The following is a 16041-nucleotide window of genomic DNA, read 5'->3' as shown; positions in this document are numbered from 1 at the left end:
CACTAATTTTTCAAAAATATGGTAAAGTATCTCCTATATCCTTGCGTTACGCTTATCCTTTTGGTTTCTTGTACCAATGATGCTGTTTATGAAAAAAATCAGCCTATATCAAATAGATCTTGGTCATACGAAGAAAAACCTCATTTTGAGGTACATATAGAAGATAATAAATCAAAATATAATCTATATATCAATCTTCGCCATTCCAATGACTACGACTTTTCCAATATTTTCGTTCTTCTTCATGAAAAAGGTAATAAACTAATAGATACCGCATACCGCAAAGAAATCCCCTTGGCTCAACTTGATGGACGTTGGCTTGGCAACTCTGCGGGATCCCTTTATGAAGTACAATACCTAGCAAAAGAAAACTTTGTTTTCCCAGATACAGGCGTATATACATTTGCTATCGAACAGAATATGCGTGAGACACCACTAAAAGATGTCGTAGATGTCGGTATTAAAGTCGTGAAGCAATGATTGCCGTACTACGGTGGTTACTACTCCCCATTACATTAATTTATTCCCTAATTGTTTGGATACGCAATCTTCTATACGATAGAGGAGTTTTGAAGAGCACTACTTTCTCCATACCAACAATTGTCATTGGAAACCTCGCAATAGGTGGCACCGGAAAAAGCCCGATGACAGAGTACATTGTTCGTCTATTAAAAGAAAATTATAAGATAGCGACCTTAAGCAGGGGATATGGGCGCAAAACTAAAGGATATCGACTTGTAAACAAAGATTCTTTTGCCACAGAAGTTGGAGACGAACCTCTACAATTCAAGAACAAATTTCCTGATATTACCGTTGCTGTATCCGAAGACCGCTGCTTTGGTATAGAACAACTACAATACAAAAATGATCTGATTATTTTAGATGATGCTTACCAACATCGTAAATTGAAAGCGGGTTTTTCAATCTTACTCTTCGATTTTAACTCGTTATTCGAGCCTATATTCCTTCTGCCAACAGGAAATTTCAGAGACAATTTTTCGGCAACCAAAAGGGCAGATCTTATACTGATAACAAAATGTCCTAAAACTCTTAATGAGACACATAAGAAACATATAGAACATTTGATAAGAAAACATTCGCTTTCTCCTATTTTTTATACTGGAATTGCTTATGATCATCCCAAAACCAGAGATGAAAAAACTTTTCATAATGAATTAAGAAATTTTGATATTATTCTATTTTGTGGGATAGCAAATCCAAACCCCTTAGTTTCATATCTAAGAGATCTGGGAAACACTATTCATCTATTACAGTTTCAGGATCACCATAATTATACAGAAAAAGACTTTCGTAAAATAGAAAAACTCTACCATTCGGTAGCTATCGATCAAAAAATTCTTTTAACAACGGAAAAAGATATCCAAAGAATCTGTCCTGAAATGTTTTCTAATATTCCTTTATATTACATCCCTATTCAATTAAAATCGATGGATCAACAAAAAGAAACCTTTGATCACTTCATTTTTAATTATTTAAACACTCATCTTAACGTTAATTAGCATTAACAAAGGTTAATATTCGCTAAATATGATAGTGTAACCAACTAATAATCAATTAATTTATTGAAATTTACACCATTCATAATTAATTGATATATCATGAAAACAGTAATCACACTCCTAATTGCGACAATACTTACAGTAAGTATGTGCGTTGCACAAGAAAAAGAATCTCGGCAGAACCGTCCACCTGAAGAACGAGCAAAAATGCAAGTTGAACGCCTTACAAAAGAACTAGAGTTAAATAAATCCCAGCAAGATTCAATTTACATCTATATCCTTCAGTCTATGAAGACCTCTACTTTACACAGAAAGGAAAATGATCAAGCACAAATTAAGAAATCATTAGAGGCTCGTAATTTAAAAATCAAATCTTTCCTTACACCCGAACAGATCACTCAATACGAAGAACTTCAAAACAGAAGGAAAAATAGAAGATCAAATTAAATAAAATACTGATAATAAGATATAAAAAAGGAGGTGATATATAATTACCTCCTTTTTATATTTTGTTAAATGATGTTAAAATGTAACAAACAAGATACAATAAAACAATAAAGAAGTACAATTTGGAGTTATTATATCAGAAACGAACAAATAATATATTTCAAAACTTCAAATTTAAATGCTATGAAAAAATTAATTTTAACAGGTTTAAGCTTCCTTTTCGCGATAACGATGCTTTTTGCACAAGAGATTAATCCAGAAACCAAAGCAAAAGAAACCGTTACGGAATTAACTGAGAAACTAACTCTAAATGATGACCAGCAAACTGCGATATACGAAATCGTTCTTGAAAAAGTAAAGGCAAAGGTTGCTATTAAATCGGATACAACGTTAACGACAGAAGCAATAAAACAACAAACAGATGCGTTAACAACGACAGCAAATACAAAAATAAATGAACTGTTAACAGAGGAACAAAAACCTCTATTTGTTAAATATCTAGAGGAACAAGCTGCAAAAAAGGAGGAAAGTACAGAATCTGTATAATCACAGAGTTTATAATTTCATAATTACCCAGCCGAATCGGGACAGTCAATCTAGACTGTTCCGATCTTTTTATAATCTTACCTGCATAAAAGAAGCAGCGTATCGAAAAGATGCGCTGCTTCCCACTTTCTCTTTTTTATTCGATTAAGAAGTCTTTAGCTTTTTTTGAATATCCTGTACGTAAGTTTTAAATTTTTTATCTGTCTCAATCAAATCCTCGACGGTCTGACAAGCATAGATTACAGTTGAGTGATCTCTTCCTCCAAAAAAACTACCAATAGATTTCAGAGAAGATTTAGTATGATTTTTGGCAAGATACATTGATATCTGACGAGCCTGTACGATCTCTCGCTTACGAACTTTAGATTTCACCATTTCTACGGGTACTTCAAAATACTCGCATACTAATTTCTGTATATATTCCATCGATATCTCTTTGTGTGTATTTTTCACAAAGTTTTTAAGCATCGATTTAGCTAAGTTCAGGTCGATTTCCTTTTTATTTAATGTAGATTGTGCTAACAAAGATACCATAGCTCCCTCTAGCTCACGCACGCTATTATCTATTTGAGTAGCGACATACTCCACTACATTCTCAGGTAACTCGATGCCATCCGAATACATTTTCTTTTTAAGGATAGCCATTCTTGTTTCTAGATCTGGAGCTTGAATATCAGCAGACAATCCCCATTTAAAACGGCTTAACAGACGTTCCTCCAACCCAGAAAGATCTTTAGGAGCCTTATCTGATGTCAAAATAATTTGCTTTCCTGACTGGTGTAAATGATTAAATACGTGGAAGAAAATATCTTGTGTTTTCTCCTTACCAGCGAAGTTATGTACATCATCCATAATGATGACATCCATTGCCTGATAAAAGTTTACGAAGTCATTGATTGTATTATTCTTTAACGAATCTACAAATTGTTGACAGAACTTTTCACACGACACATATATTACTAACTTATCTGATAAATTCTTTTTTATCTCGTTTCCAATAGCTTGTGCCAAATGTGTTTTACCCAATCCCACATCTCCATATAGCATCAATGGGTTGAATGATGTTCCTCCAGGCTTATTCGCTACGGCATATCCAGCAGATCTCGCCAACCGATTACACTCTCCCTCGACAAAATTCTCAAAAGTATAATTCTGGTTCAATTGTGGATCCACCTGCAATTTCTTCAAACCAGGGATTACAAACGGATTCTTTATATTTTTATTCAGTGCGACAGGGACAGGAATAGATTGTCTCTTTGCTTCTGCACCATTACCATTCGAAGGTATATTGGTTGTATAAGGTATATTAGCAGATGATTTCTCAACCACAATATTATACTCTAATCTTCCTTGCTCTCCTAAAAACTTTTTGACAGTCTTACGAAGAATTCCTACATAATGTTCTTCCAACCACTCGTAGAAAAATAAACTCGGTACTTGAATAGTCAAAACGTTTCCTTCCAACCTAATTGCCTTCACAGGCTCGAACCATGTCTTGAAACTTTGCGCTGGAATGTTATCTTTTATTACCTGAAGACAATTATTCCAAACACCCGTATACGTTTTTTCCATTCCTAAATTGTTAATAACTTGATAACCAATTAATGATAAAAAATTGTTTATAACTTTCTCTCTCAACGAAGATGACAAAAATTTCTGAGCTAAAAAAATCAAAATCTAAAAAAAACTCAACAAACTAAAATACAAGTATTTACATAGATTTTAAAGGTGTTTAAGCAATTATTTAAGTGTCAAATTTTACTTTTCCACACACCTGATAGATAGCAATAATATATTGTTGTTTTTAGTAAAATTTAGATTATAAATCGAAAACTGTGGAAAACTTTCATACCCATACATTAATCAATTTTCAGAAAATATAAAGCAAAAAATAAGCCACAATTCCTTGTGGCTTAATCATTTTATAAATTCAATTATTTTAAAATTGGTTTACTAACCAACCATCGTCTTAGTAGGTTGCGATTGCATCAATTTTCGACATTCCACCACAACTGCATTCGCATCATAATTACACAGTCTCCAAAGCTCAGGTTGCTCCCCATGCTCCACTATTTCATCTGGAATACCTAATCGCACCAAGTTTGCTGTATACTTATGATCGGCCATAAATTCAACCACAGCAGAACCAAATCCACCAGGTAGTACACCGTCTTCAATAGTAATTATTTTTTTAAACTTATTAAAGACATCATGTAACAATCCTTCATCCAACGGTTTGACAAATCGTATATCATAATGGGCAGGATAGATTCCCTCTGCATTCAACACATGGAATGCTTTTGACACCTCATTACCTACATGTCCAAAACTTAAAACAGCAACTTCTTCACCGTCTACAAGTTTACGCCCTTTCCCAACTTCCAAAGCTCTGAATGGACGCTTCCAATCCGCCATAACACCTGACCCTCGGGGGTAACGGATTACAAATGGTCCCATATTCTCCAACTGAGCTGTATACATCAGATTACGGAGCTCTTCTTCGTTCATTGGTGCTGCTATAGTCATATTTGGAACACATCGCATAAACGCAATATCATAAGCTCCATGGTGTGTTGGTCCATCGGCACCGACCAATCCCGCTCTATCCAAACAAAACACCACATTTAAGTTTTGTAATGCCACGTCATGAATCACCTGGTCATATGCCCGCTGCATAAAAGAAGAATATATATTACAGAACGGTACTAACCCTTGTGTAGCTAATCCCGCGCTAAAAGTGACAGCGTGTTGCTCCGCAATACCAACATCAAATGCTCTATTCGGCATAGCGTTCATCATAATATTCATAGATGATCCGCTCGGCATAGCAGGGGTAATTCCCATTATCCGACTATTACTTTCCGCCAATTCGACCAATGTATGTCCAAAAACATCCTGATACTTAGGTGGCTGTGGTTTGTCGTGATTAGATTTCTTAATTTCTCCGGTTATCTTATCAAAGAGACCCGGAGCATGCCATTTTGTTTGATCCTGCTCTGCCAAAGCATATCCTTTACCTTTTACTGTTACCACGTGCAACAATTTAGGGCCATTAATATGCTTCAAATCCTCCAACGTCTTTACCAACTTATTGACATCATGTCCATCCACAGGTCCAAAGTACCTAAAATTAAGCGACTCAAATAAATTAGAGTTTTTCAAAAGAGTCCCTTTGATACTCAGTTCCAGTTTTTTCGCCCAACCGTAGGCATCAGGGCCATTTTTAGAAATCTTCGCTAATACCGCTACAAGATCATCCCTGAATCTATTGTAGCTTTTAGAAGTCGTAATACTCGTAAGATATTCCTTCATAGCACCTACATTAGGATCTATTGACATACAATTATCATTCAATATCACCAGTAGGTTAGATTTCTCTATTCCGGCATGATTTAAAGCTTCAAAAGCCATTCCTCCGGTCAACGCCCCATCACCAATTATGGCCACGTGCTGTCTGTCTGTCTCTCCTTTATAAGCAGAAGCTACCGCCATACCCAGCGCAGCAGAGATAGACGTCGATGAATGCCCCACACCAAATGCATCATATTCGCTTTCATCCCGTTTAGGAAAACCAGAAATACCTCCTAAAATTCGATTTGTATGAAATAAATCCCGACGCCCGGTCAAAATTTTGTGGCCATAGGCCTGGTGGCCCACATCGAAAATAATCTGATCATAAGGTGTATTCAATACGTAATGTAATGCTACCGTGAGTTCAACAACTCCTAAACTGGCAGCAAAATGTCCCCCGTTAACAGAAACAACATCAATTATATACTGTCTAAGTTCTTTACAAACTTCCTCTAATTCAGCATCTTTCAAGTTACGTAAATCAGACGGAAATTGAATTCCTTTCAAAAGTGCTCCTGCTTCTACCTGCATACCTTAAAAAGTTTCAAAATAAGATACAAAGTAACAATTAATTCCATAAACAATAGAATATATAGACAAAAACTTTTAACTCAGCGATCACGTCAATTAAAACAAATAATCCCGTTATCTTTTTCTTATCCATATTACTTACGATAAAATATTCCTCATATGTTGTTCGAAAACATAAATATTACCTTACAATTACCTATTTTTGAATTTGGTTATGGATGCGACAAACTACGAAATAAAACTTGAACAATTTGAAGGTCCTTTTGATCTTTTATTGTTCTTTATCGAACGAGATGAATTAAACATCCATGATATACCTATTTCACGGATTACAGATGATTTTTTGGATTATATTCAGAAAATGCAATCACTAAACATTGAATTAGCATCCGAATTTATCTTTGTCGCCTCTACGCTAATGCGTATTAAAGCCAAAATGTTACTTCCTAGGCCCGATTTGGATGGCAATGAGAATGAAATAGATCTCAAAGAACAACTTGTTCAAAAACTTATTTTATATAAACAGTTCAAAGATATTTGCGAAGAACTAAGAGTCTTTGAAGCTGATCGCGAAAAACTACATCATAGGGCTAACATCAACTATGATTTGAAACACACAAAGCGACAAATTACGGAAGAAGAACTTGCTTCTTTTGATCTTTATAAACTGATGATGGTTTATGAAAAAATGATGTATCACTTTACGCACCGTGTGTTGCCAATAACACATACTGTAGTAAAGTTCCCATACTCCATAGAACAGCAAAAGAAAGCTATTTCTGAGCTTATAGAATTAAACAAAAGATTGGATTTCCAGCATATCCTAAAAAACTCTGAAAATCGAGTACAGTTTGTCTTCAACTTCTTAGCTATTTTGGAGATGCTACAGCAAAAATTGCTAGAAATTGAAATAGGAGCAGGATATAATAGCTTTTCTATCGAAAAAAGAGATCCTTCTGTGGTTGAGCAGACTGCAGAAGAAGAATAAAATTACCTACTCTGCTTCAATTCGTCCAAAACATTTTTTAGAAATGAAAACCGCTCATCTGGAACGATAGTATTCAATCTTCGCATAGCATAAATCCCTGTCTTAAGGGCTATTGTATCTTTCTCCGCAAAAGAATTTATTAGTTCCTCTACTTTTCTTTTTTCTAAGAAACCATCAATAATGCCCAGATACAATGCTCTTTCCGCATCGAAATACCGAGTATCCATACATAACTGTAAAACCTGCTTTTCAGACATTACTTTCAATAAACTAGCCATTACCTGAAACGGGAATATCCCTAATTCCAGTTCCGGTAATCTGAATTTAATTTCTCTACTTGCAAAAGTATAAGTACAGCCGAGAATAATCAAAAAACCGCCAGCAATCACATTTCCTTCTAAAATAGCCACCGAAGGCTTTAACAAGCTATCAAATACTTCACCGAGTGATACATTCCTATTAACTATATGTGGATTAGGTGTATCGAGTGTTGGGTCTTCAAAAGTCTTTAAATCCATTCCTGCACAAAAAACTGGTCCTTCAGCCCGAATTACTACAATTTTTATTGCATCATCATCATTTGCGTGCCGAAAGGCATGATCGATTTCATTAATCATCGTAGGTGTAAAAGCATTCCGCTTTTCTGATCGCGTTAGCGTTACAGTACACTTAAATCCTTCTTTTTCTACCTTGATATATCTATACATCGTTGTTTCCTATCATTTCTTGAAATGCGTCCATCAGTTGCATAATCTGTTGCGGGTTTCCTTTTCCAAATCTATCCAAAAGCAATTCCATAGGGATATTACCTACTAAATCATCCTTAGCAAATGGGCATCCGCCAAATCCTAAAAACGCTCCCTCAAAACGTCTGCATCCTACTTCATAAGCTGCATTAACTTTTAAAAGTGCTTCCTCAATACGCGCGTGTAAATGCAAGCTAAGTTCTATACTTGAAAATTGATTAGCCACAAGCCTATACAATGTAGAAATAGCCTCTACAGAAGCCTCTGACGTTGTATCCGCAATAGAGAATCTTTTTATTCCCAAATCTGAAAGCCGCTCGATCCACCCTAATACTAAATCTTCATGCCACAAATCACCGTAAGGATTTCCAAAAGCCATAGATATATATACAACGAGGTCTTGTTTTCCAAATTGTAAAAGATCGCAAATACGCTTTACACGCTCTAAAGATTCTTCTACCGTTGAATTAGCATTACGTTTCTGAAATGTTTCAGAGATAGAAAAGGGGTATCCCAGGTAATCTATTTGCCCGAGCTTTGAAGCAGCTTCTGCTCCTCTTTCATTAGCTACTATTGCCAACAACTTGGTCTTTCCTTTTTCTAAACCATCTAGCACCTCGACCGTATCGACCACCTGAGGCACTGCTTTTGGCGAAACAAAGCTCCCGAAATCAATATACTCAAATAATTCTGACGCCAATAATCCATTTATATAGGTGATTTTCTTCTGTGTAGGAATAAAATCACCTATACCTTGTATAGCGTCTCTGGGACATTCTACCAGTCTTATTTCTGAACTATTTAACATTTTTTTGTATTTCACGTGCGATTACCATCTTTTGAATAGCACTTGTTCCTTCACCTATAGTACATAATTTCGCATCACGAAAGAACTTTTCTGCCGGAAAATCCTTGGTAAAACCATAGCCACCATGAATCTGTACAGACTCATTCCCCACTTCAACAGCGACTTCCGAAGCGTACAATTTGGCCATTGCACCCTCTTTAGTTACTTTCTGATGGGTATCTTTTAAATAACCAGCCTTTCTGATTAATAATTCGGAAGCTTCTATTTTTGTGGCCATATCTGCCAACTTGAAAGAAACATCCTGAAAATCAAATATTTTTTGATTAAATTGTTCTCTTTCGTTAGCATATTGCAATGCACATTCATAAGCCCCCCGAGCGATTCCAAGCGATAAAGCCGCGATAGAAATTCGACCTCCATCTAAGAGCTTCAATGCTTGTACAAAACCATTGCCGACTTGTCCAATTACTTGATCTTTATGCACCCTACAATTATCAAAAAACAAACTTGCTGTTTCCGAGGCTCGCATGCCTAATTTATCAATTTTCTTACCTGCTGTAAATCCTGGAGTACCTTTTTCAATAATAAAAGCAGTCATACCGTGCTTATCTCCTTTTTCACCCGTACGTACTATTACTACAGCAACATCGGCACTAATGGCATGGGTAATAAATATCTTAGATCCATTAATCACCCAATAATCGCCGTCTTGAACAGCTACCGTTGTCATTCCACCTGCATCAGATCCTGATCCTGTTTCGGTCAATCCCCAAGCGCCTATCCACTCTGCTGTAGCTAATTTAGGTAAATATTTTTCCCTTTGTGCTTCATTTGCAAAAGAAAGAATATGATTTGTACACAGCGAATTATGAGCTGCTACAGATAGACCAATAGAACCACATACTTTAGATATTTCATCCAAAATGGTAATATACTCTTGATAACTAAGTCCTGCACCATGGTATTTCTCCGGTACTAATATGCCCATAAATCCATACTCGCCCATTTTTTTAAAAAGATCCACTGGAAAAAATTGCTTCTCATCCCACTCCATAACAAAGGGTTTGATGTGCGTTTTTGCAAATTCACGTGCGCTCTCACGTATCATTACCATTTGCTCGGTATCCTTCGCATTGTACATAATGAAATTTTACTTATGTTTATATTCAGTTTATAATTATTATTACAAATATCAAAAAAAACAAATTATATTTTACGATATTTATAAAAATAATTTAAACAACCTTTTGTAAATATTAAATTAATAATCCATAGAATATGGAACACCTTCTGGAAATATTAAAACAAAAAACTGAAAAACTCTACTTAGGAGGCGGTTTAGACAAAATTCAAAAACACAAAGAAAAAGGGAAGCTTACCGCTTGGGAGCGTATCAAATATTTGTTAGATCCGGACAGTTATTATACCGAGATAGGTGCATTTGCAGGAGACAATATGTATCTCAATGATGGTGGATGCCCTAATGGTGGTGTAGTCGTTGTCTTGGGCTATGTCAAGAAGAGATTATGCGTTATCGTGTCAAATGATGCCACTGTAAAGGCTGGAGCTTGGTTCCCTATCACCGGTAAAAAGAACCTGAGAGCGCAAGAGATAGCGATGGAAAATCATCTTCCCATTATCTACCTGGTAGATTCAGCTGGTGTATATCTACCCATGCAAGATGAAATATTCCCTGATAAAGAGCATTTTGGAAGAATTTTTCGAAACAATGCAAAAATTTCGGCAATGGGCATTCCACAAATTTCTGCTATTATGGGATCATGCGTTGCTGGCGGAGCTTATTTACCCATCATGTCGGATTATGCACTCATTGTAGAAGGTACAGGCTCTGTTTTCCTAGCAGGTTCCTATCTCGTAAAGTCTTCCATCGGGGAGCTCATTGATAACGAAAGTCTAGGTGGAGCTACGCCCCATTCTGAAATATCTGGCGTAACAGATAACAAGTATCCAAATGACGAAAGCTGCTTAGATGCAATTAGAAATATTATTGACAAGTTTGGTGATACACCAAAGGCCGGTTTTTCAAGAATCAGATCCAAATTACCTCTACTAGCTGAAGAAGAAATTTATAGAAATCTTCCAGAAGATAGACTTAAACCTTATAATATGCTACAATTATTGAATTCAATTGTAGACGAGGGTTCACTTGAAGAGTATAAAAAAGATTACGGTAAGACCATAGTCTGTGCCTTAGCTCGAATAGATGGCTGGGCAGTAGGTATAGTTGCCAATCAAAGAGAAGTCGTCAAAGCAAAGAAACCCGGAGGTACGCAAGAAATGCAAATGGGAGGTGTTATATATTCAGACTCTGCCGATAAGGCTGCAAGATTTATAATGAATTGCAATCAACAAAAGATACCATTGGTATTCTTCCAAGATGTAACTGGATTTATGGTCGGTTCGCGATCGGAGCACGGAGGTATTATTAAAGATGGTGCAAAGATGGTAAACGCTATGGCCAATTCTGTGGTCCCTAAGTTTACTTTCATTGTAGGAAATAGTTATGGAGCTGGAAACTATGCGATGTGTGGAAAAGCCTATGATCCACGCCTAATATATGCCTGGCCGACAGCTCAAATGGCTGTAATGAGTGGAGCATCAGCAGGCAAGACACTATTACAAATCCAAGAAGCAACCCTAAAAGGTAGGGGAGTAGAACTCTCAGAAAATGAAAAAAATAATTTACTTTCTGAAATAGAAAAGAAATATAATGAACAACTAAGTCCCTATTACGCTGCTGCTCGACTCTGGGTGGATGGTGTAATAAATCCTAAGGAAACCAGAAAAATCATCAGTATGGGAATTGAGGCTGCAAACCACAATCCTGACATTCCTAAATACAATGTAGGTGTTATACAAACCTAGTATTTACAAAAGTATTTAGGGCTGTGTTACAGCCCTAAATACTTTTGTAAATATCGACATAATTCTTTAACGATTCAGGATTGCGCATAATATCCTTCGAAACGACCTTACTAACGTCGGATCCCGAAAAAATTTTCTTGATAGGAAGCTCTAGCTTTTTCCCACTTAAGGTATAAGGAATATCAGAAACACTATAAATCGAATCAGGGACATGTCTTGGACTATATTGACTTCTTAAAGTTCGCTTTATATTATCTTTTAAATCTTCTGTAAAGCTAAAATCATCCTCCAACTGCACAAATAATAGCATAGATGATGCTCCGCTTTCATAATCGATACATATAACCAGACTATCCTTAATATCGGGTAAACTATTCACTGCATTATATATTTCTGCCGTTCCGATACGTACGCCACCACGGTTTAACGTCGCGTCCGACCTACCATAAATCACAATACCCTCCTCATTTATCTTTATCCAGTCTCCATGACTCCACACTGCTGGAAAACGGTCAAAATAGCTTTCATGATATTTTACATTATCCACATCGTTCCAAAAACATAGGGGCATAGATGGCATGGGTTTGCGGATTACTAACTCGCCGACCTCATCATATACTGAGGTCCCCTCATCGTTATAAGCTACTATATCAGATCCCAATGTCCTACACTGAAGCATCCCAGCGTAAACAGGTAGGATAGGACATCCTGATAAAAAAGCCGAACAAACATCTGTCCCTCCACTCAAGGACACGATATGAACCTCTGGAAACTTACGTTGTAAATCTTCAAAAGTAGCCACAGGTAATGGAGAACCTGTAGATCCTATTACTTTTGGACTATAATCCTTTACTTCCAATCCCTCTAAAGAACTAAAGTAGACGGCACCTGCACCTAAATGATCTACCTTGGCACGCTTCAAAAAAGTCCAAAAAGTAAGGTGCTTATTATGATTGATAATGCCATCAAATAGACACAGCGTAGCGCCGCACAATAGAGAAGATAATGCATAGTTCCACATCATCCATCCTGTCGTTGTATACCAGAGAAAATTTTCGCCAACCTGTACATTTTGATGCAAAACCAGAGCTTTAAAATGCTCTAACAAATTTCCACCTGTACTATGGGTAATAGCCTTAGGCTTTCCTGTCGTTCCAGAGGAATACAATATCCATATGGGATGTGAAAACGGAACACGTGTAAAGGTTAACTTCTTAGGGACATATCCAAATATAATTTTCTTCCAATCTTCTTCATACACTTGGACAATTGCAGAAAGATCCACCAGATCAGTCTTTAACCTTTCAAGTGTGTCTAATTTAGAAAATATCCTTTCGTTGTATTGATAGGACGTCTCTATAAAGAGTACTTTAGGCTTTATTTGTGTAAATCGTTCGGAAATGCTAACATCTCCAAAATCAGGAGAACAACAAGACCATATAGCTCCTAATGAGTTGACTGCTAAAAATATAGCAATTGTTTCAATGGTATTATTTAAAACGGCTGCAACACGATCTCCTCTTTTTACATCCTTTTCAACGAGAAATTGTTGAATGCGACTTACCATCTCTGTCAATTCCAGCCAGGATATTTCTTCATATCCTATCGACTCGCTGGCGAATTTCAATGCTGGCCGTTCTGTAGTCGTCTGTTTGAAAATATGCTCCGAATAACTTAGTTCTATTCCCTCAAACCACTGTGTATCAATAAAATCATCTGATTTAGAATCCCAAGATATGCTTTGATTATACGTTCCAGAATAAGATATCTCAAAATAGGAGAGTACACTGGTCCAAAATTCATCAAGATTATCAATAGACCATTGGTGTAAATCATGATAAGAAGAAAATTTCCTTCCCTTTTTAGATTCTAAAAATTGTTGATAATTAAAAAGTCCAGACTTTTGTATATACTCGGACGGCGGTGTCCATAAAGCTTTGCTCATAATGTTTATTTTCGGCTATTACAATTGCAAAATTAGCAATTTAAGCCACAAAATTAGCAAGAATTATATATATATCGTAATCTGGACTTTCAATTTACTTATTTCATAAGGCTTGCCTATTTATTAAAAGCATTCCATCCTTGTGCTTTAATTTCGTGCTCATGTCCCGACTTAGATATCATCGCACATCCTGCAGAAACCTCTGTTATATAGCCGATTACAGAAATATCCAATTGTCCTTTTATTTTATCATAATCAGATTGTGGTACCGTAAATAAAAGTTCATAATCTTCTCCTCCGCTTAGTGCACATACAGTAGGATCCAATCCAAATTCCCGAGCAGTCTCATAAGTCATTGGATCAATAGGTATTTTATCTTCATAAAGCCTACAACCTACATTTGAAGCTTTGCAAACATGAAGAATTTCAGAAGCTAACCCATCGGAAACATCAATCATTGCATGAGGTTTCACGTGCAACGCATCCAATAGCTGAACAACATCTTTTCGCGCCTCAGGTTTCAACTGCCGCTCGACAATATAGTCCTTTCCTTCTAAATCGGGTTGAATATTAGGGTTCTCCAAATAAATTTTCTTTTCGCGCTCCAATAACTGTAATCCGACATAGGCCCCGCCGAGATCCCCAGAGACACATAGCAAATCTCCCTCTTTTGCACCGGATCGGTACGCGATGTCTCCCTCATCGACATAACCAATACTGGTTACAGAAATAACCAATCCTTGTGCCGAAGCAGAAGTATCACCGCCGATTAAATCAACATTAAACTTTTTACAGGCAATTAAAGCTCCCTCGTAGATTTCTTCAACAGCTTCTAATGGAAATTTGGATGAAAGACCAATTGAAAAAGTAATTTGCGAGGCCATCCCGTTCATTGCATAAATATCGCTTAAATTGACCTGTACAGCTTTATAGCCCAGATGTTTTAAAGGAACATAACGCAAATCAAAGTGAACACCCTCCAACAAAAGATCTGTAGAAATCAAAGTCTTCTTATTAGCAAAGTCCAGTACTGCAGCATCGTCTCCGATCCCCTTAACCGTTGAAGTTTCGGTTAATTCGACAGCTTGAGTAAGATGTTCTATTAAACCAAACTCTCCTAATTCACTTATATTTGTCTTGTCTATATTATCAAACATATTTTTGACGCAATTTTCTTAATTTATTTATTACAAACCCAATTTTGCTGATATTTCCAACATACGTTCAATAGGCTTCTGAGCTCTAAAAATCACATCTTCAGGAAGGATAATCTCAGGTTGCTCATAATAGAGGCAATTGTACAACTTCTCCAATGTATTTAGTTTCATATGTGGGCAATCATTGCAGGCGCAGGCATTGTTTGGCGGAGCAGGGATAAACTTTTTATTAGGACTGGCCTTCTGCATCTGGTGCAAAATACCCGATTCCGTCGCTACAATAAAGGTTTGGCTAGCATCTTCTATGGTAAACTTTAACATTCCGGATGTAGATCCGATATAATCAGCTTCACGCAAGATATGCTCTTCACATTCGGGATGTGCAATAAATTTAGCATCTGGATATTCACCACGTAAACGTTCTATTTTCTCTTGGGAAAAGATTTCATGCACCATGCATGCACCATTCCACAATACCAGATCCCTTCCAGTCTTCTTCTTTACGTAGTCACCTAAGTTTTTATCCGGGCCAAAAATAATCTTTTGATCGATAGGCAAACTTTCAACAATCTGTACTGCATTACTCGAAGTACATACAATATCCGAAAGTGCTTTTAATTCCGCTGTACAGTTCACATAGGTAATCACCAGATGATCTGGATATTGCTCTTTAAATTTTGCAAACAAATGTGGTGGACAACTGTCGGACAGTGAGCATCCCGCTTTTAGGTCTGGCAACAATACTTTTTTACTCGGGGACAATATTTTAGCTGTCTCTGCCATAAAATGAACTCCTGCAAATACGATTACATCGGCATCTGTCTTTGCAGCCTGCTGCGATAAACCTAAACTATCACCAATATAATCTGCCAAATCTTGTATTTCAGACTCTTGATAATAATGCGCAAGAATAACAGCATTCTTTTCTTTTTTCAGTCTTTTTATTTCATCGACCAAATCAATACTCGGATCAATAGGTACATCGACAAAGCCTTTGGCTTCTAAGTCTCTCTCAAAAGTAATATTCATCTCTCTTCTTTAATATGTCAATCAATGGGACTAAATCAACATCACAAAAGTAAACAAAGAAATTCAAACGAAATCCACATTCCTTTT

Annotated in this window: 14 protein-coding genes; 6 read left to right on the top strand and 8 right to left on the bottom strand. The window is 36.5% G+C overall.

Going from position 1 to position 16041, the window contains the following annotated elements:
• The first annotated feature begins 18 nt into the window (after positions 1–18).
• From G7B18_RS11180 to G7B18_RS11165, 4 genes are all read left to right on the top strand, one after another.
• A complete protein-coding gene (locus G7B18_RS11180) occupies positions 19–480 on the top strand; it encodes a gliding motility lipoprotein GldH (RefSeq protein WP_164122604.1) in 462 nt (153 codons plus the stop codon).
• Positions 477–1520, top strand: a complete 1044-nt coding sequence (gene lpxK / locus G7B18_RS11175) for a tetraacyldisaccharide 4'-kinase (protein ID WP_164110018.1) — start codon at positions 477–479, stop codon at positions 1518–1520. The genes G7B18_RS11180 and lpxK overlap by 4 nt, the downstream gene beginning before the upstream one ends.
• 99 nt (positions 1521–1619) lie before the next feature.
• Positions 1620–1967 carry a hypothetical protein gene (locus G7B18_RS11170; RefSeq protein ID WP_164122602.1) on the top strand — a complete coding sequence of 116 codons (348 nt, stop codon included), beginning with the start codon at positions 1620–1622 and terminating at the stop codon, positions 1965–1967.
• 183 nt (positions 1968–2150) lie between these two features.
• Positions 2151–2513, top strand: a complete 363-nt coding sequence (locus G7B18_RS11165) for a hypothetical protein (protein ID WP_164110013.1) — start codon at positions 2151–2153, stop codon at positions 2511–2513.
• Positions 2514–2657: 144 nt separating this feature from the next.
• Here the strand turns inward: G7B18_RS11165 and dnaA are convergent, their stop codons facing one another.
• Together dnaA and dxs are read right to left on the bottom strand one after the other, a co-directional pair.
• On the bottom strand, positions 2658–4085 hold the full coding sequence (dnaA, locus tag G7B18_RS11160; RefSeq protein ID WP_079642983.1) for a chromosomal replication initiator protein DnaA: 1428 nt from the start codon (positions 4083–4085) through the stop codon (positions 2658–2660).
• A 381-nt stretch (positions 4086–4466) separates the two neighbouring features.
• Complete coding sequence (gene dxs / locus G7B18_RS11155) at positions 4467–6395, bottom strand: 1-deoxy-D-xylulose-5-phosphate synthase (RefSeq protein WP_164110012.1); 1929 nt, start codon at positions 6393–6395, stop codon at positions 4467–4469.
• Between the two features lie 202 nt (positions 6396–6597).
• On the opposite strand from dxs, the gene G7B18_RS11150 reads away from it, so the two are divergent.
• A complete protein-coding gene (locus G7B18_RS11150) occupies positions 6598–7383 on the top strand; it encodes a segregation and condensation protein A (RefSeq protein WP_317164373.1) in 786 nt (261 codons plus the stop codon).
• A gap of 2 nt (positions 7384–7385) precedes the next feature.
• On the opposite strand, the gene G7B18_RS11145 is transcribed toward G7B18_RS11150, so the two are convergent.
• Genes G7B18_RS11145 through G7B18_RS11135 form a run of 3 tightly spaced genes read right to left on the bottom strand, consistent with a single transcriptional unit; the run spans position 7386 to position 10078 of the window.
• A complete protein-coding gene (locus G7B18_RS11145) occupies positions 7386–8090 on the bottom strand; it encodes an enoyl-CoA hydratase/isomerase family protein (RefSeq protein ID WP_164122600.1) in 705 nt (234 codons plus the stop codon).
• Positions 8083–8937 (bottom strand): hydroxymethylglutaryl-CoA lyase, encoded by an 855-nt coding sequence (locus tag G7B18_RS11140; RefSeq protein ID WP_164122598.1) that lies wholly within the window; start codon positions 8935–8937, stop codon positions 8083–8085. Before G7B18_RS11140 ends, G7B18_RS11145 begins: the two co-directional genes overlap by 8 nt.
• Positions 8927–10078, bottom strand: a complete 1152-nt coding sequence (locus G7B18_RS11135; protein WP_164110003.1) for an acyl-CoA dehydrogenase family protein — start codon at positions 10076–10078, stop codon at positions 8927–8929. Before G7B18_RS11135 ends, G7B18_RS11140 begins: the two co-directional genes overlap by 11 nt.
• Positions 10079–10215: 137 nt before the next feature.
• On the opposite strand from G7B18_RS11135, the gene G7B18_RS11130 reads away from it, so the two are divergent.
• Complete coding sequence (locus tag G7B18_RS11130) at positions 10216–11823, top strand: acyl-CoA carboxylase subunit beta (protein WP_164122597.1); 1608 nt, start codon at positions 10216–10218, stop codon at positions 11821–11823.
• A 34-nt stretch (positions 11824–11857) separates the two neighbouring features.
• Here G7B18_RS11130 and G7B18_RS11125 read toward each other — a convergent pair whose 3' ends face one another.
• The 3 genes from G7B18_RS11125 to nadA all read right to left on the bottom strand — a co-directional run bounded on the left by G7B18_RS11125 (position 11858) and on the right by nadA (position 15954).
• Positions 11858–13768: an acetoacetate--CoA ligase gene (locus tag G7B18_RS11125; RefSeq protein ID WP_164109999.1), complete on the bottom strand. Its 1911-nt coding sequence runs from the start codon at positions 13766–13768 to the stop codon at positions 11858–11860.
• Between the two features lie 116 nt (positions 13769–13884).
• The gene (gene thiL, locus G7B18_RS11120) at positions 13885–14925 is read right to left on the bottom strand and encodes a thiamine-phosphate kinase (protein ID WP_164109997.1); all 1041 of its coding nucleotides are present in this window, start codon (positions 14923–14925) and stop codon (positions 13885–13887) included.
• A gap of 30 nt (positions 14926–14955) precedes the next feature.
• Positions 14956–15954 (bottom strand): quinolinate synthase NadA, encoded by a 999-nt coding sequence (gene nadA, locus G7B18_RS11115; RefSeq protein ID WP_164109996.1) that lies wholly within the window; start codon positions 15952–15954, stop codon positions 14956–14958.
• Between the last annotated feature and the right edge of the window lie 87 nt (positions 15955–16041).

Source organism: Sphingobacterium sp. xlx-130 (assembly GCF_011007405.1).
Taxonomy (GTDB): Bacteria; Bacteroidota; Bacteroidia; order Sphingobacteriales; family Sphingobacteriaceae; genus Sphingobacterium; species Sphingobacterium luzhongxinii.
This window is presented reverse-complemented; position numbering and strand designations above follow the sequence as displayed.